Raw genomic sequence first — 17,840 nt, forward strand, 5'->3', positions numbered from 1 at the left:
GGCTCAGGCTAACAATGAGTGGACCAGGCAAGATGGTCGGTGTGGGTCAACCGATACCGATATTTCCCGATCTTCTGACCAGGTCGATCGTCGATGCGTGCCCCGCCGGGTCGCGAACGATCGTTGTCGTCGACGGTGCCGACGCCGCGAAGCCGGTCGAGTTCGCCACTCACACAGCCGAACACGCCCGCGCACAGGGCAGGCCTGCCGACGTCGTCGACCTGCACGATTACGTCCGGCCGGCGTCCATTCGATTCGAGTATTCGCGAACGGACGAATTGAGCTACCGCACTGTGTGGTTCGACTACGATGCCGTGATCCGCGAGGTCATCGCGCCGCTGCGTTCCGGTGGCCGAGGTCACTATCTGCCGCGTCTGTGGGATGAGGCAACCGATCGATCCGCCCGCGCTCGTACCGTCGAGGCCGCGCCGAATCACATAGTCCTGATTGCCGGCCCGATGCTGCTGGGCCGAGGACTGGACGTCGATCTTCGAGTGCAGTTGCGGTTGTCCGAGGGTGCGCTGCGTCGGAGAACCGACACGGCCGACCAATGGACCTGCACGGCACTGCTCGAGTACTACGACTCGATCGACGACTACGCCGAGCGGCCGGACTTCGCGGTCCGGTGGGACCATCCGGACCGCCCGGCACTGGAAAGCAGTCAGTAGCTGCGCAGCCGGAAGAGGACGGTCACCAACCGCGCTCGGCGAGACGGTGTGCGACGGGCAGGTCGTCGACGTTGATGCCGACCATCGCCTCGCCGAGTCCACGGGAGACCTTGGCGAGGACATCCGGGTCGTCGAAGAAGGTAGTGGCCTTGACGATTGCCTCGGCACGTTCTTTCGGGTTGCCGGACTTGAAGATTCCCGATCCGACGAACACTCCCTCGGCACCGAGTTGCATCATCATCGCTGCGTCGGCCGGGGTGGCGATACCGCCGGCGGTGAACAACGTGACGGGCAGCTTTCCGGCACGGGCGATTTCGACGACGAGATCGTACGGAGCCTGCAATTCCTTCGCCGCGACGTAGAGCTCGTCTTCGGGAAGTGATGTGAGACGACGAATCTCGTCGCGAATCTTGCGCATGTGGGTCGTCGCGTTCGAGACGTCGCCGGTGCCGGCCTCGCCCTTGGAGCGAATCATGGCTGCGCCCTCGGTGATTCGACGCAGTGCTTCACCCAGGTTGGTGGCACCACACACGAACGGAACGGTGAAATTCCACTTGTCGATGTGATTGGCGTAGTCGGCCGGGGTGAGGACCTCGGACTCGTCGATGTAGTCGACACCCAGGCTCTGCAGGATCTGCGCCTCGACGAAGTGCCCGATGCGGGCCTTGGCCATCACCGGAATGCTGACCGAGGAGATGATGCTGTCGATCATGTCCGGATCGCTCATCCGCGACACCCCGCCCTGCGCGCGGATGTCGGCGGGAACGCGCTCGAGCGCCATGACGGCAACGGCACCGGCATCCTCGGCGATCTTCGCCTGGTCTGCGGTGACCACGTCCATGATGACGCCGCCCTTGAGCATCTCGGCCATACCGCGCTTGACGCGAGCGGTGCCGATTCCGTTCTCGTTGGACCCGCCGTCAGCGGATCCAGTGGAAGCAGCGGGCGAATTGGGGGCGTGTGGGGTACTCAAGCCAACTCCTGTGTTCTCGGCAGTCCGGATCTTCGCGCAGAGCCGCGGCCCTGCCCGCGAAGGGGCGGGCCGGCGCGGCGACGCGCCCAGAACTGTAGGCCGCTACCGCGCCGTTTCCCATAACCACTTGAAGATTGCTGGACTGGTCGGAAAGGTCCAGATTGTCAGCGGATGGCCCTGACGTCCGGGTCGCCACGTCGCGCGAGCGCTACGTTGACCTCGTCGAGAAGTTCGGCCAGATCCTGTGGGTACACGTTCTCGCCGACCGCACTCAGTGCCCGGATGTCTGCCTCGGTACACCAGCGATGCCCGGTGACGGTTCGTCGCTCGAAGTCCGTGAACCCGGCACTCTCGGGCTCGAACTCCTGCGTCCGATGTGCGAAGAACAGTTCCTCGGACCGGATCAACGTTCCGTTGAACGGGAAGGTCGCGACTCGACGCCACAGCGGTCCGCGCAGGTCGGACGCGTCGACGGTCAGGCCGGTCTCCTCGTGCACTTCGCGTACCGCGGCCTCGCGAAGGGACTCCCCCTTCTCCACCGCACCTCCGATGGTGAACCAGAAGAACGTCTCGGGCACCGTGGGGTCGTGTCCACGCAGGAGCAGGACACGGCCACGCTCGTCGAGCAACACCACCCGCGCAGAGGTACGCGGCGTCGCCCGGGTCTCACTACCGAACGTTGCCGCGGCCGAGCGCTCCGCGATCTCGAAGTACGACGGCAGGGCCGCGGTGCCGCCGAGATGCAGCCACCGCACCGGACGGCGAACCCGCAGAGCGAGGGTGTCTCGGACGGCGTCGTTGTGGAAGCGTCGTGCGATCAACACGCGTGCTTCGGCGTCGGCGAGTTCGGCGACCAGTTGTGGTGGCAGCGCAGCCGGTTCGACAACGGCGAGTGCCATGGACACCGCGTTCTCCGCTTCCTCCCGCTGAGACCGGTCGGCGCGTTCGGCTCGATCTGCCAGTGCAGCAAGCTCTTTGCTCGACGACACCGAGCCGCGGGTGGCGGCCGACACGGCTCGCGCGACGACGGCTCGGCGCGCGAGTGCGGCGTCGAGGGCCTGCCAGGCGAGGTCTGTGCGAACGTGGAGCCGATCGAGTCGGTTGGCGGTTCCGTAGGCCCACAGCCCGACGACGAGGATCAGAACCGCGATCAGTCCGAGAACCAGGATGGTGACGGCAGACAGTGTCATCAGCTCGCGGCTCGCACTTTCTGCCCGCCGAGGGTGACCGTCTCGTACACGCGCAGGATCTGCTCGGCGACGACAGGCCAGTCGTACGTGGACACGGCCGCCGAGGCGGCGTCGACGAGACGCTCGCGGACGGCGTCGTCGGACAGAATGGAGGTGACGGCTGCCGCGAGTGCCGCGGAATCGTCGATCGGAACCAGCAGGCCACATGCGCCGTCGCGTAGGACCCTACGGAAAGCGTCCAGTTCGCTTGCCACCACGGGGGTTCCGGCTGCCATCGCCTCCACCAGAACGATGCCGAAGCTTTCGCCGCCGAGGTTGGGGGCGCAATACACGTCGGCGCTACGCATCGCGGAAGCCTTCGTCGCGTCGTCCACCTGGCCGAGGAAGGTCAGATGCGAGGCCAGCGCACCTGCTTCCTTGCGGAGCTTGTCCTCGTCGCCCCGGCCGACGATGAGAATTTCGATGTCGGGGTGAGATTCGACGAGGGCCGGTAACGCGCCCAGCAGCACGGCCATTCCCTTGCGCGGTTCGTCGAAGCGGCCCAGGAACAGCACTGTCCGGCCCGGACGTGGATAGCCGTCGAGCACGTCTGCGTCGGCGAACGCCGGCACGTCGACTCCGTTCGGAATTTCGACCGCATCGGACCCGAGCGCCTCGACCTGCCATCGCCGTGCCAACTCGGACACGGCGATCCGGCCGCTGATCTTCTCGTGATAGGGCCGCAGCACGCCCTGGAACGTGCTGAGCACGAGAGACTTGGTGGTGGATGTGTGGAACGTGGCCACGATCGGGCCGTCCGCGGCCTTGAGTGCCAGCATCGACAGACTCGGCGCATTGGGCTCGTGAATGTGCAGCACGTCGAAGTCGTTCTCCGAGATCCACTTTCGGATCCGTGAGTACGTCACCGGGCCGAATCGCAGCCGGGCGACCGACCCGTTGTACGGAATGGCCAAGGCTTCTCCGGCCGACACCACGAATTCGGGGAGCTCGACGCCGTCCGAGGCGGGAGCCAGAACGCTGACCCGGTGACCGCGTTCGATGAAGACCTCGGCCAGCTGCTGGACGTGGGCCTGTACTCCGCCCGGCACGTCGAACGAGTACGGGCACACCATGCCGATTCTCATGTGCCCTCGATTCGGGCTCGTCGCTCTGCCGACCAGTCGCTCATCCACAGCGGCTGCAGCATGTGCCAATCGGCGGGATGAGCGCGGATTCCGGCGGCGAAATGATCCGCAACCGTCTGTGTCGCAGCGGCTACTCCCTGCGAGACGTCCACCGCGGGCGAGATGTCGAATCCCCAACCGTCGCCGTCGAAATAGCCGTGTACCGGGAGCAGCGTGGCACCGGTGTCGATGGCGAGCTTGGCCGCACCTGCCGGCATTCGTGTCGGTTCCCCGAAGAAGGTCACCGGTACTCCGTGCTTGGCCAGGTCTCGTTCGCCGAGCAGGCAGACCACCTTGTTCTGGCGCAGTCTGTCGGACAACGCGAGCAGGGGCGGTTGCTCGCCGCCGCTGAGCGGAAAGATCTCGAATCCCAGGCTCTCGCGATACGCCACGAAGCGTTGGTACAGCGACTCCGGCTTCAGCCTCTCGGCCACGGTCGAGAGGCCACCGTGCGTTCGTACCAACCACATTCCGGCCATGTCCCAGTTGCCGCTGTGCGGTAGTGCGAGCACCACTCCCTTGCCGGCACCGAGCGCCGCTTCGAGATGTTCCTTGCCGTACACGCATCGATCGATGACGGCCGCCTGAGCGGTCAGGTCCATCGACGGCAGCCGGAATGCCTCACGCCAGTACCGGGCGTAGGAGCGAACACTCTCTCGGATCAGGTCATCCGGGACCTGCTCCGCCGTGGTCCCCAGCACCCGAGCGAGATTGCGGCGCAGCTGATCCGGGCCGCCGTTACGGGACGAGGCGAAGTCGGCACCGCGGTCGAACAACCGACGGGCGACACCCTCGGGTAACGACCGGACGAGACGCCACCCCGCGGCGTACCCGGCGTCGGACGCGCGTTCCGACAGATTCATGACGGCTCCACACCGCCGTCGTCGGAGACCGATGGAGCCGGCGGCACGATGATGTCGCGGGCACCCTCGGATCCGCGGACGGCGAGCACTCGTTGGAACACGGTCACGATGCTCAGCGCGGCAAGAATCCACATTGCGGGATAGATGAGACTGTCCAGCCACGGTATGTCGAAATGTCTTCCGACACCGGTGAGCCCGGCCCCGACCAGAACGATGACGAGGCGGTCGGGTCGTTCGATCCAACCACCGTCCGCGGACAGGCCGCTGGCCTCGGCGCGCGCTTTGGCGTACGAGATGACCTGCGAGGTGACCAGGCAGACGAGAGTGGCAACGAGCAGTAGCTTGTCGTTCTCGGAATACACGGCCCACCAGGCCAAGCCGCCGAAGATCGCGCCGTCCGCAACGCGGTCGCACGTCGCGTCGAGAACGGCACCGTACTTGGTGCCGCCTCCGCGTGCGCGAGCCATCGCACCGTCGAGCATGTCGAACAGAACGAACAGGGTGATGACGATCGAGCCCCACCACAGGTAGCCGGCAGGGAACATCGTCACCGCAGCGGTCACGGTGACGACCGTGCCGATGATTGTCACCGAGTCCGGAGTCAGGCCGGTGCTGTTGAGCGCTCGGCCCAACGGGGCCGTCAACTTCGAGACCGGCGCACGGCCGAAGATGCTCAGCACGCCGCACTCTCCCCTTGCCGGTGGTTCATTCGTTCCAGGCCGAGGCAAGCAGGGCCCGAGTGTCGCGGAGCAGTTGCGGCATCACCTTGGCACCGCCGATCACCGTGATGAAGTTCGCGTCACCACCCCACCGCGGCACGATGTGCTGGTGCAGGTGCTCGGCCAGCGAACCGCCTGCAGCCGCCCCGAGGTTGAGGCCGACATTGAAACCGTGCGGGCTCGACACTCGCTTGATCACGCGAATCATCTTCTGCGTGAACGCCATCAGCTCCGAGCTCTCGGCGGGCGTGAGATCCTCGAGCGCCGCGACACGTCGGTACGGCACGATCATCGTGTGGCCGGGGTTGTACGGGTACAGGTTGAGTACGGCATACACCGATTCGCCGCGCGCGACGACCAGTCCGTCCTCGTCCGTCATCTTCGGGATGTCGGAGAACGGCTCCGTCGACTTCGCCGAACCCTCCGCCGAACCCTGTGGGGCCTCGGCGATATACGACATCCGATGGGGAGTCCACAATCGCTGCAGCCGATCCGGTTCACCGGCACCGGTGGCGACGATCGACTCGTCGTGTTCTTCCATGTCAGCTCACTCCGGCGGTACTGGTCTGCACGAGTTCGGCGGTCGGTGATGCGTTGTTTCGCGCGGCGATCCACTCGGTGATCACGGTCACGGCCTCCGCCACCGGAACCCCGTTGACCTGAGTGCCGTCCCGGAATCGGAAGCTGACGGCACCTGCTTCGACGTCGCGCTCGCCGGCCAGCAGCATGAACGGGACCTTCTGCGCTGTCTGATTGAAGATTTTCTTCTGCATTCGGTCGTCGCTCGCATCGACCTCGGCCCTGACTCCGCGCTTCTTCAGTTCCTTCACCACCGCGAAGAGGTGGTCCTGATGCACCTCGGCCACCGGAATTCCGACGACCTGCACGGGCGCCAGCCAGGCCGGGAAAGCACCGGCGTAGTGCTCGGTCAGCACACCGAAGAACCGCTCGATGGATCCGAACAGGGCACGGTGAATCATCACCGGGCGCTCCTTGGTACCACCGGAACCGGTGTACTCGAGCTCGAAACGCTCGGGCAGGTTGAAGTCGAGCTGAATGGTCGACATCTGCCAGGTGCGGCCGAGCGCATCCTTCGCCTGCACCGAGATCTTCGGACCGTAGAACGCGGCACCGCCCGGGTCGGGCACCAGATCGAGACCCGACGCCGCGGCCACCTCGGCGAGGGTGGTGGTCGCCTCCTCCCAAACTTCGTCGCTGCCGACGGACTTCGCCGGATTGCGAGTCGACAGTTCGAGGTAGAAGTCGTCGAGTCCGTAGTCCTTGAGCAGTCCGAGAACGAATTCCAGAGCACGAGTCAGCTCGTCGCGCATCTGGTCGCGAGTGCAGAAGATGTGCGCGTCGTCCTGAGTCATGCCGCGTACTCGGGTCAGACCGTGGATGACGCCGGACTTCTCGTAGCGGTACACCGTTCCGAACTCGAACAGACGCAGCGGCAGTTCGCGGTACGAGCGCCCTCGGGAGCGGAAGATCAGATTGTGCATCGGGCAGTTCATCGGCTTGAGGTAGTAGTCCTGGCCGGGCTTGCGCACGTCGCCGTTCTCGTCGAGTTCGGCGTCCAGGTGCATCGCCGGGAACATGCCGTCCCGGTACCAATCGAGGTGGCCGGAGACCTCGTAGAGATGGCCCTTGGTGATGTGCGGGGTGTTGACGAACTCGTAGCCCTCTTCGATGTGGCGCTGCCGCGAGTAGTTCTCGAGTTCGTTGCGGATGACGCCGCCCTTGGGGTGGAACACCGGAAGACCGGAACCCAGTTCGTCGGGAAAGCTGAACAGGTCCAACTCGGAACCGAGCTTGCGGTGATCACGACGTTCGGCTTCGGCGAGCAACTCGAGATGCGCATCGAGCGCCTCGGTGGACTCCCAGGCGGTGCCGTAGATGCGTTGCAGATCGGCGTTGTCCTGGTTGCCCCGCCAGTACGCAGCCGAGCTGCGGGTGAGCTTGAACGCCGGCACGTACTTGGTGGTGGGGATGTGCGGGCCGCGGCACAGATCGCCCCAGATGCGTTCACCGGTACGGGGATTGAGGTTGTCGTACGCGGTGAGCTCTCCCCCGCCGACTTCCATGACCTCGGGATCGTCGATCCCGGACTTGTCGTCGATCAGTTCGAGTTTGTAGGGCTCGTTCGCCAACTCTTCACGGGCCTGATCCACCGATTCGTATACCCGACGCGAGAACCGCTGCCCGGACTTGACGATCTGCTTCATCTTCTTCTCGAGTGCAGTCAGATCCTCTGGGGTGAACGGCTGCTTCACGTCGAAGTCGTAGTAGAAGCCGTCCTTGATGAACGGTCCGATGCCCAGCTTGGCATCGGGGAAGAGTTCCTGAACGGCCTGAGCAAGAACGTGCGCAGCCGAATGCCTGATGACGCTTCGCCCGTCCTCGGTGTTGGCCGGCACGGGCTCGACCTCGGCATCGGAGTCGGGAGCCCACGACAGGTCACGGAGCTTGCCCTCCGGATCTCGCACGACGACGATCGCGTCGGGACCCTTGTTCGGCAGACCGGTGTCGCGTAGCGCCGTACCTGCGGTCGTTCCTGCCTGCACCGAGATGCGGGCGGGCGAGACGGCGGCGACAACGGGCATGCTCACAGCGATGTACTCCTCGATCGGTTCATCTGGCCAGGAAGGCCTCCGACAGCCTATCGGCAACGGGCCACCGCGCGGCCCTCAGCGCGGCGCGTGCGTCACAAGGGACTCTCGAGCCACGTCCAGTCGAGGCCGAGCCAACCTCCGACCAGTGCGAAAGTACCCAGAAGCCACAGTGTTGCGAGCACGACGACCGTCGTGAACAACACGCCGAGTCCCTTGACGACGATCGACTGCTTCGAGAACCAGGCCATGAACGCGTCGTACCTCTTGCGGACGAAGCGCAGCGCGCCCTTGGCCCACTCGAACTCCGAGGCCAGGATGCCCAGTCCTGCGAAAACGATCAGCCAGCCGGGGCCGGGGTACGGAATGGCCAGCACACCCAACGCCAACACCAGAGCTCCGACGACACCGACAGTGATCCGGTAGGCGAGATCGAGCGACTTGTTCTCGGCGATGCGAGACCGAAACCGTCGATGCTTCTTCGCCAGCTGCTCTGCCGGACCACTCGAGTCCGCTGTGCTGGTCTTGCCGTCCGCCTCGCGGGACGTGGATCCGTCGGTGCTCACCGGGTCAGATTACCGGGACGGAACACGAAAAAGCCCGCACCGACAAGCGGTGCGGGCTTTCTTCGTCTGTGGTCCCGGCTGGGATCGAACCAGCGACCTTCCGCGTGTGAAGCGGACGCTCTTCCACTGAGCCACGGGACCGAACGAGGCAAAACATTAACACGAGGTGGCGCAGTGGATCGAATCGCCTGCTCCGGCTCGTCGATGTCGCATTCGACGCCCGTGTCGAGCGCAGAGCTCGCTCCCCCGGACCCGGTCCGACCCCATCTTTCACACGGTTCACAGCCGCCAGAGACCCGAATTCTGGGGCTGACCACGAGATTTGTGAGTTTCACTCCCGTTGGGTTAATGTTTTCCCCGCACCACGGAGACAGCAACTGCCCAGCAGTGATCGCCTCCGGGGTATGCGGATGTGGCGCAGTGGTAGCGCATCACCTTGCCAAGGTGAGGGTCGCGGGTTCGAATCCCGTCATCCGCTCGAGGGTCTCGACCCATGGTGGAGTGGCCGAGTGGTGAGGCAACGGCCTGCAAAGCCGTGCACACGGGTTCGATTCCCGTCTCCACCTCGCTAGTGCATCGGTTGCGAAGGCCGATGCGAGGACATGCGCGATTAGCTCAGCGGGAGAGCGCTTCCCTGACACGGAAGAGGTCACTGGTTCAATCCCAGTATCGCGCACCACAGTCAGAACAAAGGACCCCCTTTCGAGGGGGTCCTTTTTTGTGTCTTGCCCAGTCTCGGTGGTGATTCACGCCATAGAAGTGCACAGTGGAGACGACGCACACACTTCGATGGAAGGACACTCACGTGTCGGACGATGCTCGCAGTGCACCCACGGACGAAACACCCACCGACACGGCCGGCCCCGGTAGCGCGACCGACAGCGAAGAGCCTCAGGTCGACGACGCCACACTCGAAGAAGCGAAGAAATCGGTCGAGGGACTCGACGACCGATACCGACCCGGCGCTCGGCCCACTGTGGCTCTCCCCGGAACCAACGGCACCGTCGCGGGTACAGCCTTTGCCGACATGGTCGACGACAACGGGGAGATGGTGGATGCCGACGATCAGGATGCATCCGACAGCTCCGAAACAGACAGCACGGACACCCATCACGCCGGCAGCGACGAAAAGGTAACGTCCTCGACCGATGGCTGAACACGACGTTCCCGACGCCCCCGCCGACATCGAACTCGGCGGGGGCGTCGCGTTTCTTCACACGCCGCCGATCCCGTCGCGCGGAGGGCTCGCTCTCACTCACGGTGCGGGCGGCAACTGTGGGTCGGTGCTCCTACAGAACATTGCGTCGGTGTGGGCGGCGGCCGGCTTCACGGTGTTGCGGTTCGACCTCCCGTTCCGAGTCCGCAAGGCCAAGGGTCCTCCGCATCCCTCCCGTTCCGAGGAGGACCGGATGGGGATCGCCGCGGCCGTCGATCGACTACGTGCGGAAACCGACGGGTTCGTCGTGTTCGGCGGGCATTCGTACGGCGGCAGGCAGGGATCGATGATCGCGTCGGAGCAGCCGGGTCTCGTGGACGGTCTGGTGCTGACGTCCTATCCCCTGCACCCACCGGGAAAGCCCGACAAGCTTCGGACCCACCATCTGCCCGACCTACGTACCCCCACTGTTGTGCTGCACGGCACCAAGGATCCGTTCGCTACCACCGAAGAACTCGGGGCGGCGTTCGCTATGGTTCCCGCGCCCACACTGCTGATCGACATCGACGGTGCAGGCCACGATCTCGCACCGGCGAAGTACGACGCAGCGCAGCGGACTCTCGATGCTGCTGTCTCACTGTTCGAGTCGCTGCCCGCCGATCCGTCGGGCGTCGTCCCGCTCTTCGACCCGTCACGCTGAAGTGGTGTACTGACGTTATGCCGACCTGGGGATGGTTCATCGTTGCGCTGGTCCTCGTCGATACCGCGGTGCTCGCGGCCTGGTTCCTCGCGCGTCGAAAGCCGGACAGATCGCGTGCCACGTCCCAGAGCCTGAAGCTGGTAGGACTGGACGACGGTGCGCGAGCAGAAATTCACCGATTGTTGGCCGCCGACAAGAAGATTCAGGCCATCAAGGTCTTCCGTGATCGAACCGGTGCCGGATTGCTCGATGCCAAGAACGCAATCGAGACGATGCAACGCGGAGCACCGTTTCCTCCCCCGTCGACCATTCTCGATGCAGCGAGTTCGGGTCCCGTGCGATGGGACGACCTCCTCCCCCGACTGACGGCACTCAAATCGGAAGGCAAAGCGATTGCGGCGATCAAGCTGCTGCGCGATCGAACAGGACTGTCGTTGCGGGACGCGAAGAATGCCGTCGATCAGCTGTGAGCGTTCGTGAGGCGGGCCCGGCGGATGCGCACCGAGTCGCCGATCTGGCCGCACTGACCTTCCCCTTGGCCTGCCCACCGGGAACGCAACCCGGCGATATCGAGACTTTCATCTCGAACGTGTTGTCGGCCAAGCACTTCGAGACGTACATCGCCGACCCGAACAGGACCGTACTGCTCGACGAGTCGGCCGAGGCACAGGTACTCGGATACGCGATGCTGGTGTTCGGCACTCCCACCGACTCCGGCATCCGCTCGGTGCTGTCCCACGAGCCGACGGTAGAGATCAGCAAGCTGTACGTCCGACCCACCGAACACGGCGGCGGAGTCGCAGCGCGCCTGATGACGTCGGCGCTGGACAGTGCTCGTCGGCATGGGTGCCGAGGGGCGTGGCTGGGCGTCAACCAACAGAACGTCCGCGCCCAGAAGTTCTATGCCAAGCACGGATTCGAGACAGCCGGCACCAAGACGTTCGTCGTCGGCGACCGGACGCACGACGACTACGTCATGCAGGTGCAGCTCTGAGCCTGCCTCGACCGAGGCAGGTCAGCCGACGGCAGCGAAACGAGACAGTGCGAGCAGACGGGACGTCGCACGGAGGTACTTCTTCCGGTAACCACCCGCGAGCATCTCCTCGGTGAAGATCTCGTCGAGCTTTCCACCCGAGGCCGTCACCGGAATACCCGCGTCGTACAGGCGGTCGGCGAGGACGACCAGTCGCAACGCAATTGCCTGATCGGAAGCCGGGTGCACGTTCTTCAGGAACACCGCGGGAATACCGTCCAACAATTTGCCGTAGCGCGACGGGTGCAGCGTGCTCAGGTGCGCCAGCAGGTCGTCGAAGTCGTCCAAGGTCGCGCCCTCGATACCGTCGGCACGCTCGATGAGCTCGCCCTCCGACGTCGGCTCCGGGGCCGGCGGCAGATCGCGGTGCCGGTAATCGGGACCGTCGACGCGGACGGACTCGAAGATCGAACCGAGCTTCTTGATCTCCCGCAGGAAGTCCTCGGCTGCGAAGCGGCCTTCGCCGAGCTGGCCGGGCAGGGTGTTCGACGTCGCCACGATGGACACGCCGCGCTGCGAGAGCTCCGACAGCAGTCGCGAGACCAACATCGTGTCGCCCGGATCGTCGAGCTCGAACTCGTCGATGCACAGAACACTGTGGTTCGAGAGCTCTTCGAGAGCCTTGTTGAAGCCCAATGCACCGACGACGTGCGTCAACTCCACGAACGTGCCGAACGCCTTCGGTTCGGGGACGCTGTGATAGATCGAGGCCAGCAAGTGGGTCTTACCGACGCCGAAGCCGCCGTCGAGGTAGAGCCCCGCACCGGTGGCCGGGGTCTTCTTACCGAACAGTCCGCGCTTGCCCTTGCCGCGAATCTTCTGCACCTTGTTCGCGAATTCCTCGGCTTTCGCGACTGCAGCGGCCTGCGTCGGCTCCTTGGGATCGGGAATGTAAGAGGAGAAGCTGACGTCGTCGAACATCGCCGGCGGAACCATCTGCGCGATCAGCTGATCGGAGGGGACCACGGGATTTCGGTCGACAAGGCGTGCGGGCATTGATCGAGCGTAACGACGTGGTCTCATGTGACTCATGCAGCTTCTCGATATTGGGACCTACTTCACATCGGAGCAGGCCGCCGCAGCGCTCCCCGCCATCGGAACGGAAGTGGACGACGACGGTCTGCGATCGCTGTATGCCTACCCGACCGATGTGGGCCGACCGTGGATCCGTACCAATTTCGTCTCCAGTATCGACGGGTCCGTCACCTCCGACGGTGCCTCGGCCGGATTGGGCACCCCGGCAGACACCCGGTTGTTCGGCATCCTGCGTGAGCTGTGCGATGCGGTGCTCGTCGGCGCCGGCACCGTGCGCGGAGAGAACTACGGCGGGGTCGCCCTGTCTCCCGATGTCATCTCTCGCCGGCAGGCGAACGGTCAGGAATCGGTGCCGACCATCGTGGTCGTCACCGCCTCCGGCTCCATCGATGCGCGGTCTCGCCTACTGACGGACACAGCGGTGATGCCGGTGGTGCTCACGTCCGCCGCGGCGGACCGCTCTGCGGTAGGCGAACTCCGGACGGCCGGGGCGACGGTGCTCGAGGTGTCCGGCGAATCGGTGTCGACAACCGACATTGTCGAGTCTCTGTCCCAGCTCGGGTTCGGTCGCGTGCTGTGCGAGGGCGGACCAGGACTGTTCGGTCAGCTGGTGTCCGACGGGGCGGCGGACGACGTGTGCCTGACGATCTCACCGAAGGTGATCAGTGGGCCTGCCGGCCGCATCGCCCATGCCGCACACGCCGCCGATACGTCCATGCAGCGCGCACTCGTGCTCGGCGACACCGACGGCACGCTGTTGACCCGCTGGGTGCGGCCGTGACGAGAGACGCGGGCGCGGCAGCGAAGCAAAAGTAGATAGCCTCGCACCGTGACGCAGAAACGTTCGTTGCTCGCCGCAGTACTCCTCGTCGCCACGGTCTGCGCGGCCTGTGGAGGCGGCCCGTCGATCCGTCCCGAAGTGGCGGTGGAGCAGCGCTCGCCCGGTCAGCCCGCCGAGTCGTCGCCCGAAACCCCGCCCGAACCGGCTGCACTCGCTGTTCCGACCACCGACCTCGATTGGTCCGAGTGCACCTCGGCCACCCTCGGAATGTTCGGGCTCACCGCCACCACGCCGGGCCTGACGCTCGAATGCGGTGAGTACGAGGCCGATGTCGACGCCAGCGGTCAGATGTTCGGCACCTTCGCCGTCGGGGCGCTTCGGGCCACGCTCGACCGGACACCCGTCGATGCCGGGCCCCTGGTGTTCACGTCCGGTTCGGATCGTTCGTCCATCGCAACCTTGGCCACGATGGCCGCCGGCCCACTCGCCACGCTGCTCGAGGCACATCCGATCGTTGCCGTGGATCGCCGCGGCATCGGACGCTCGACGGCCGTGGACTGCATCGACGACACACCCCAGGCGCCTACCAAGGCTGCCGTCGATGCCCTGGGACAGTTCTCCAGATCCGACTCGGACTCCGTCGACCGCGCGGTCGACGCCGGACGAGACGCCACCATCGAATGCACCGACACCCTGCAGCCGCAGGAGCTCGCCTTCGGCACCGGGTACGCCGCGGACGATCTCGATCGGCTTCGACAGTTGTGGGGCGTGGACCGGATCGGCCTGATCGGAGCGGGAAACGGTTCTCTCACCGCCATGGCCTACGCCGCGAAGTTTCCCGACAACGTCGCGCGCCTGATCCTCGATTCGCCGACGGGCGTCAACGCCGACCAGGCAACGCTCGCCGAGCAGCGAACTCAGGGCAAGGAAGCGGCGTTCGCTGCCTTCGCACAGCGTTGCGTCGCGCTGAACTGCTCGCTCGGAAGTGACCCGACGGCCGCAGTGGCACAGTTGATCAAGCGCGCCGCCGGCGGCGAATTCGCACCGCTGTCCACACACGAAATTCTCGACGCGATCACCTTTGCCCTGGCTTCGACCGCGGGAGACGCGTCGACGCGGGCGAGAGATCTGTCCTCGACGCTCTCCGCTGCCGCCGCCTCCGACACGACAGCGCTCGCAGCGCTCGCCGAACGAGGCCGGGCGGCGTACAGCACCGACGGCCAGTTCGTCGCCCGCTGCACGGACGGGCAGCAGTGGCCATCTCCGCAGGGCGTCCGCGACCTGGCGCCGGGGTGGACCGACCGCTACCCGATCTACGGAACCGATGCTGCCTTGACGGCATTGCTGTGCTCGTCCTGGCCGACAGCTCCCTCCGTCCCACTGCCCACCTCGCTGGACGTTCCGGTCCTGGTTCTGTCCAACGCCGGCGACCCGATCGTCGGCAACGGCGGCCTGTCCTCGGTCACCGGCCTGATCGGTGCGACCGGTGCCGCCGTCGCGTCGGCCGCCTGGCAGGGCAGCGGGCATCCGAGCATCGGCGGGTCGCAGTGCCTGCAGAGTGCTGCTGTCACCTACGCCCGAGACACGACGCTTCCGACCGACGGCACCGTCTGTCCGGCCTGACTCGACTCCTCGGAGGGTCGCGAAAGACACGGGCCCCGCGGGGTGTCCTGAACGGGCGCACCGACCGTCTCGGGTACCGTTCGCGGGTGTCACTTAGCTTTCTGGAGCCGCGTACCGGGCGGACCACCGCCGAAGTAATCAAGTACGCGCTCTGGCCGATCGCCATCATGACCGTCGTGCATCGGGTGGTGATCAGGGCGGTCAACGGCGATGTCACCAACGACTTCAACCCGGTGTACAACGCAGCTCTCGCGTTCCTCAACCGGCAGCCGGTGTACACCGCGAACTTCGATTCGGTCGATCCTCATTACCTGTACCAGCCGAGCGCGACGATGCTGCTCTCCCCCATCGCCATCATCGACCCGGAGCGCTCTCGCTGGCTGTTCATCCTTGCCAGCACCGTGGCCATCCTCGTCGCGCTGTACATCCTGCTGCGCATCTTCGGCTTCCGGTTGGACTCGGTGGCTGCACCCGCCCTGCTCCTGGCTGCCTTCGTCAGCGAGACGGTGACGAACACACTGGTGTTCACCAACTTCAACGGTTTCGTACTCCTCGGCGAAGTGGCGTTTCTCGGATTCCTGTTGCAGCGCAAGGATTTGTCCGCCGGTGTCGCGATGGGCTTGACCCTGGCGATCAAGCCGATGCTCGCACCACTGCTGCTGCTACCCCTGATGACGAGACAGTGGAAGGTGTTCATCACCTCGATCGCCATCCCGGTGGTGATGATGGCCATCGCCTGGCCGTTGTCCGTCGATCCCATGAATTTCATCGATCGGACGCTGCCGTACCTGCTGCAGACGCGTGACTACTTCAACAGCGCTGTCGTCGGCAACGGCCGTTACTACGGAGTGCCCGAGTTCCTGACCCTCGGCATCCGCGCCGTCCTGGGCATCATGGTGTTGGTCTCGCTGTGGTTGCTCTACCGGTACTGCCGAGAAGATCGACTGTTCTTCTTCGCCACCACCTCCGGCCTGATCCTCACCGCGCACTGGCTGCTGGGCTCACTGGGCCAGATGTACTACTCGATGATGCTGTTCCCGTTACTCATGACGGTCGTGCTCAGGAACTCGCTACTCCGGAACTGGCCGGCCTGGCTCGCGATCTACGGGTTCATGAACGCCGATCGTTGGTTGTCCGGACGGTGGATCGAAACCGGACGGGCCCTCGACTATCTCCGCACCACCTTCGGTTGGGCGCTGCTGATCGTCGTGATCTTCGGAGTGCTCGTCGGACGCTGGTTCGCCGCGAGAACAGAGGGACGGCTCGACGAGGGAATCGAGCCCAGCTACCTGTTACCGACCGCGTCACCAGCGAAAACGGCATAACCCGGCAAATCGTATTAGCGTGTCAGCATGAGTTCAGCAACAGACAACAATGCCGCTCCGGCCGTCCAGCTCACCGACGCGCAGTGGCGGGAGAAGCTGACACCCGAGGAGTACGCGGTTCTGCGTCAGGCCGGTACCGAGCGCCCGGGCGTCGGCGAATACACCGACACCACCACCGAAGGCATCTACGAGTGCCGCGCCTGCGGAGCCGAACTGTTCCGCAGCACTGAGAAGTTCGAATCGCATTGCGGATGGCCGTCTTTCTTCGACCCGGCCGACAGCGACGCCGTCATCCTGAAAGAGGACACCACCCTCGGTATGCGCCGCGTCGAGGTCGTCTGCCGCAACTGCCACAGCCACCTCGGCCACGTCTTCGAGGGCGAGGGCTACCCCACCCCGACCGACCAGCGGTACTGCATCAACTCGATTTCTCTGGTGCTCAAGCCTGCATCCTGATCGGTCCGGACATCCCGGGGATCGCCGCGCACTCGGCGAACCTGCGCTGAGGATGCGTCGAGACCGAGCCGCGAACTCCGGAGATTACCTCTGCTTGACCCGATCGTTAGGGTAGCTTTGGGGTTGTGGCCACGTCGATCAAGACCTTCTGGTGGCGCCAGGTGAAAATCACCGGCGTCACACCCAAATTCGGTGACGAATTGACGCCGGGACTGGTCGGATCATTGTTCGGGCAGAAGTGTTCCTGGCGTCGCGCGAAGCGCTGCGACATGATCGGGGCAGGTTCCACCCTGGAAATGGTCCAGCTCATGCAGGCCCGGAAGGGTCTCAAGGTCTGGGGCTCGGGTTTCATGCTCAGTGACGCCGCCCACGAACGAGACTTCAGCTACCCCGATTTCGACTTCTACGCGGTTCGCGGACATCTGTCGCTGGGACGCATCAAGTCCGAGCGCGAGGTCGCGGTCGGGGACCCCGGGCTGCTGGCGAACAAAGTCTATGCACGCTCCCCACGGGTACCCGGCCGGATCGGCCTCGTCTACCACTGGGTGCACAAGAAGGATCCCGTAGTGCGCTCGCTTGCGCGAGACAAGAGCGTCACGTTGATCGACCCGTCCAGAAAGCCGGCCAAGGTCATCGCCGACATCAGTGCCTGTGACTTCGTGATGTCCACGAGTCTGCACGGCTTGATCGTTGCTGACTCGTACGGCATCCCCAACGCATGGATAAAGCTGCCGCAAGACATAGGCGGCAACGGATACAAATTCGACGATTATTACTCTGCTTTCGACCGAGAAGCTGTCCAGCATTCATCGGACCTTGCGCGAGATCACGATCGAATCGCGCAGCTACAGCACGAATATCGGCCGGTCCCGAATCTGAAAGAAATACAGGACAATCTGATCGGAGCCTTTCCGTTCGCCCCGCCTTACACAGCCTGAATTCGACAGGCCGAAACTCGAGCCGGTCATCGTTCGCTCCCA

At 64.8% G+C, this 17,840-nt stretch carries 19 protein-coding genes and 4 tRNA genes; 13 read left to right on the forward strand and 10 right to left on the reverse strand.

Going from position 1 to position 17,840, the window contains the following annotated elements:
* The first annotated feature begins 14 nt into the window (after positions 1 to 14).
* Positions 15 to 668 carry a nucleoside/nucleotide kinase family protein gene (locus tag VF34_RS17165; RefSeq protein WP_231578239.1) on the forward strand — a complete coding sequence of 218 codons (654 nt, stop codon included), beginning with the start codon at positions 15 to 17 and terminating at the stop codon, positions 666 to 668.
* 22 nt (positions 669 to 690) lie between these two features.
* Here VF34_RS17165 and pdxS read toward each other — a convergent pair whose 3' ends face one another.
* From pdxS to VF34_RS17210, 9 genes are all read right to left on the reverse strand, one after another.
* On the reverse strand, positions 691 to 1,566 hold the full coding sequence (pdxS, locus tag VF34_RS17170) for a pyridoxal 5'-phosphate synthase lyase subunit PdxS (protein ID WP_094652899.1): 876 nt from the start codon (positions 1,564 to 1,566) through the stop codon (positions 691 to 693).
* Between the two features lie 239 nt (positions 1,567 to 1,805).
* Complete coding sequence (locus VF34_RS17175) at positions 1,806 to 2,831, reverse strand: NUDIX hydrolase (RefSeq protein ID WP_032365079.1); 1,026 nt, start codon at positions 2,829 to 2,831, stop codon at positions 1,806 to 1,808.
* Complete coding sequence (locus VF34_RS17180; RefSeq protein ID WP_027496938.1) at positions 2,831 to 3,955, reverse strand: glycosyltransferase family 4 protein; 1,125 nt, start codon at positions 3,953 to 3,955, stop codon at positions 2,831 to 2,833. The genes VF34_RS17175 and VF34_RS17180 overlap by 1 nt, the downstream gene beginning before the upstream one ends.
* Positions 3,952 to 4,857 carry a phosphatidylinositol mannoside acyltransferase gene (locus tag VF34_RS17185; protein WP_045841768.1) on the reverse strand — a complete coding sequence of 302 codons (906 nt, stop codon included), beginning with the start codon at positions 4,855 to 4,857 and terminating at the stop codon, positions 3,952 to 3,954. The genes VF34_RS17180 and VF34_RS17185 overlap by 4 nt, the downstream gene beginning before the upstream one ends.
* On the reverse strand, positions 4,854 to 5,537 hold the full coding sequence (gene pgsA, locus VF34_RS17190) for a phosphatidylinositol phosphate synthase (protein WP_045841769.1): 684 nt from the start codon (positions 5,535 to 5,537) through the stop codon (positions 4,854 to 4,856). Before pgsA ends, VF34_RS17185 begins: the two co-directional genes overlap by 4 nt.
* Positions 5,538 to 5,562: 25 nt before the next feature.
* Complete coding sequence (locus VF34_RS17195) at positions 5,563 to 6,117, reverse strand: ATP adenylyltransferase (protein ID WP_027496935.1); 555 nt, start codon at positions 6,115 to 6,117, stop codon at positions 5,563 to 5,565.
* A 1-nt stretch (position 6,118) separates the two neighbouring features.
* A complete protein-coding gene (gene thrS / locus VF34_RS17200) occupies positions 6,119 to 8,179 on the reverse strand; it encodes a threonine--tRNA ligase (RefSeq protein WP_045841770.1) in 2,061 nt (686 codons plus the stop codon).
* A 101-nt stretch (positions 8,180 to 8,280) separates the two neighbouring features.
* A complete protein-coding gene (locus VF34_RS17205) occupies positions 8,281 to 8,673 on the reverse strand; it encodes a TIGR02611 family protein (protein WP_027496933.1) in 393 nt (130 codons plus the stop codon).
* A gap of 147 nt (positions 8,674 to 8,820) precedes the next feature.
* Positions 8,821 to 8,892, reverse strand: a tRNA-Val gene (locus VF34_RS17210).
* 265 nt (positions 8,893 to 9,157) lie between these two features.
* On the opposite strand from VF34_RS17210, the gene VF34_RS17215 reads away from it, so the two are divergent.
* The 7 genes from VF34_RS17215 (at position 9,158) to VF34_RS17245 (ending at position 11,601) form a co-directional block, all read left to right on the forward strand.
* Positions 9,158 to 9,229 (forward strand) — tRNA-Gly (locus VF34_RS17215).
* A 17-nt stretch (positions 9,230 to 9,246) separates the two neighbouring features.
* A tRNA-Cys gene (locus VF34_RS17220) sits at positions 9,247 to 9,317 on the forward strand.
* Positions 9,318 to 9,355: 38 nt separating this feature from the next.
* Positions 9,356 to 9,430, forward strand: a tRNA-Val gene (locus VF34_RS17225).
* A 126-nt stretch (positions 9,431 to 9,556) separates the two neighbouring features.
* Positions 9,557 to 9,907, forward strand: coding sequence for a hypothetical protein (locus VF34_RS17230; RefSeq protein ID WP_052718683.1), 351 nt, complete (start codon positions 9,557 to 9,559; stop codon positions 9,905 to 9,907).
* Entirely contained in the window at positions 9,900 to 10,607 is a 708-nt protein-coding gene (locus VF34_RS17235; protein ID WP_052718684.1) for an alpha/beta hydrolase family protein, read from the forward strand. The genes VF34_RS17230 and VF34_RS17235 overlap by 8 nt, the downstream gene beginning before the upstream one ends.
* 17 nt (positions 10,608 to 10,624) lie before the next feature.
* Positions 10,625 to 11,077: a hypothetical protein gene (locus tag VF34_RS25620; protein WP_027496931.1), complete on the forward strand. Its 453-nt coding sequence runs from the start codon at positions 10,625 to 10,627 to the stop codon at positions 11,075 to 11,077.
* On the forward strand, positions 11,074 to 11,601 hold the full coding sequence (locus tag VF34_RS17245; RefSeq protein WP_045841771.1) for a GNAT family N-acetyltransferase: 528 nt from the start codon (positions 11,074 to 11,076) through the stop codon (positions 11,599 to 11,601). The genes VF34_RS25620 and VF34_RS17245 overlap by 4 nt, the downstream gene beginning before the upstream one ends.
* Positions 11,602 to 11,622: 21 nt before the next feature.
* On the opposite strand, the gene zapE is transcribed toward VF34_RS17245, so the two are convergent.
* Positions 11,623 to 12,636, reverse strand: a complete 1,014-nt coding sequence (zapE, locus tag VF34_RS17250; protein WP_027496929.1) for a cell division protein ZapE — start codon at positions 12,634 to 12,636, stop codon at positions 11,623 to 11,625.
* 34 nt (positions 12,637 to 12,670) lie between these two features.
* Between zapE and VF34_RS17255 the strand changes: the two genes are divergently transcribed.
* The 5 genes from VF34_RS17255 (at position 12,671) to VF34_RS17275 (ending at position 17,798) form a co-directional block, all read left to right on the forward strand.
* Entirely contained in the window at positions 12,671 to 13,456 is a 786-nt protein-coding gene (locus VF34_RS17255; RefSeq protein ID WP_032370461.1) for a pyrimidine reductase family protein, read from the forward strand.
* 48 nt (positions 13,457 to 13,504) lie between these two features.
* Entirely contained in the window at positions 13,505 to 15,079 is a 1,575-nt protein-coding gene (locus tag VF34_RS17260; protein WP_045841772.1) for an alpha/beta fold hydrolase, read from the forward strand.
* 47 nt (positions 15,080 to 15,126) lie between these two features.
* Positions 15,127 to 16,404: a glycosyltransferase family 87 protein gene (locus VF34_RS17265; protein WP_205912393.1), complete on the forward strand. Its 1,278-nt coding sequence runs from the start codon at positions 15,127 to 15,129 to the stop codon at positions 16,402 to 16,404.
* 27 nt (positions 16,405 to 16,431) lie between these two features.
* On the forward strand, positions 16,432 to 16,860 hold the full coding sequence (gene msrB, locus VF34_RS17270; RefSeq protein WP_027496925.1) for a peptide-methionine (R)-S-oxide reductase MsrB: 429 nt from the start codon (positions 16,432 to 16,434) through the stop codon (positions 16,858 to 16,860).
* A gap of 125 nt (positions 16,861 to 16,985) precedes the next feature.
* Positions 16,986 to 17,798: a polysaccharide pyruvyl transferase family protein gene (locus VF34_RS17275; protein WP_045841774.1), complete on the forward strand. Its 813-nt coding sequence runs from the start codon at positions 16,986 to 16,988 to the stop codon at positions 17,796 to 17,798.
* Positions 17,799 to 17,840: the final 42 nt, after the last annotated feature.

Origin of the sequence: Rhodococcus sp. PML026 (genome assembly GCF_000963615.1) — a bacterium.
GTDB lineage: Bacteria > Actinomycetota > Actinomycetes > Mycobacteriales > Mycobacteriaceae > Rhodococcoides > Rhodococcoides fascians.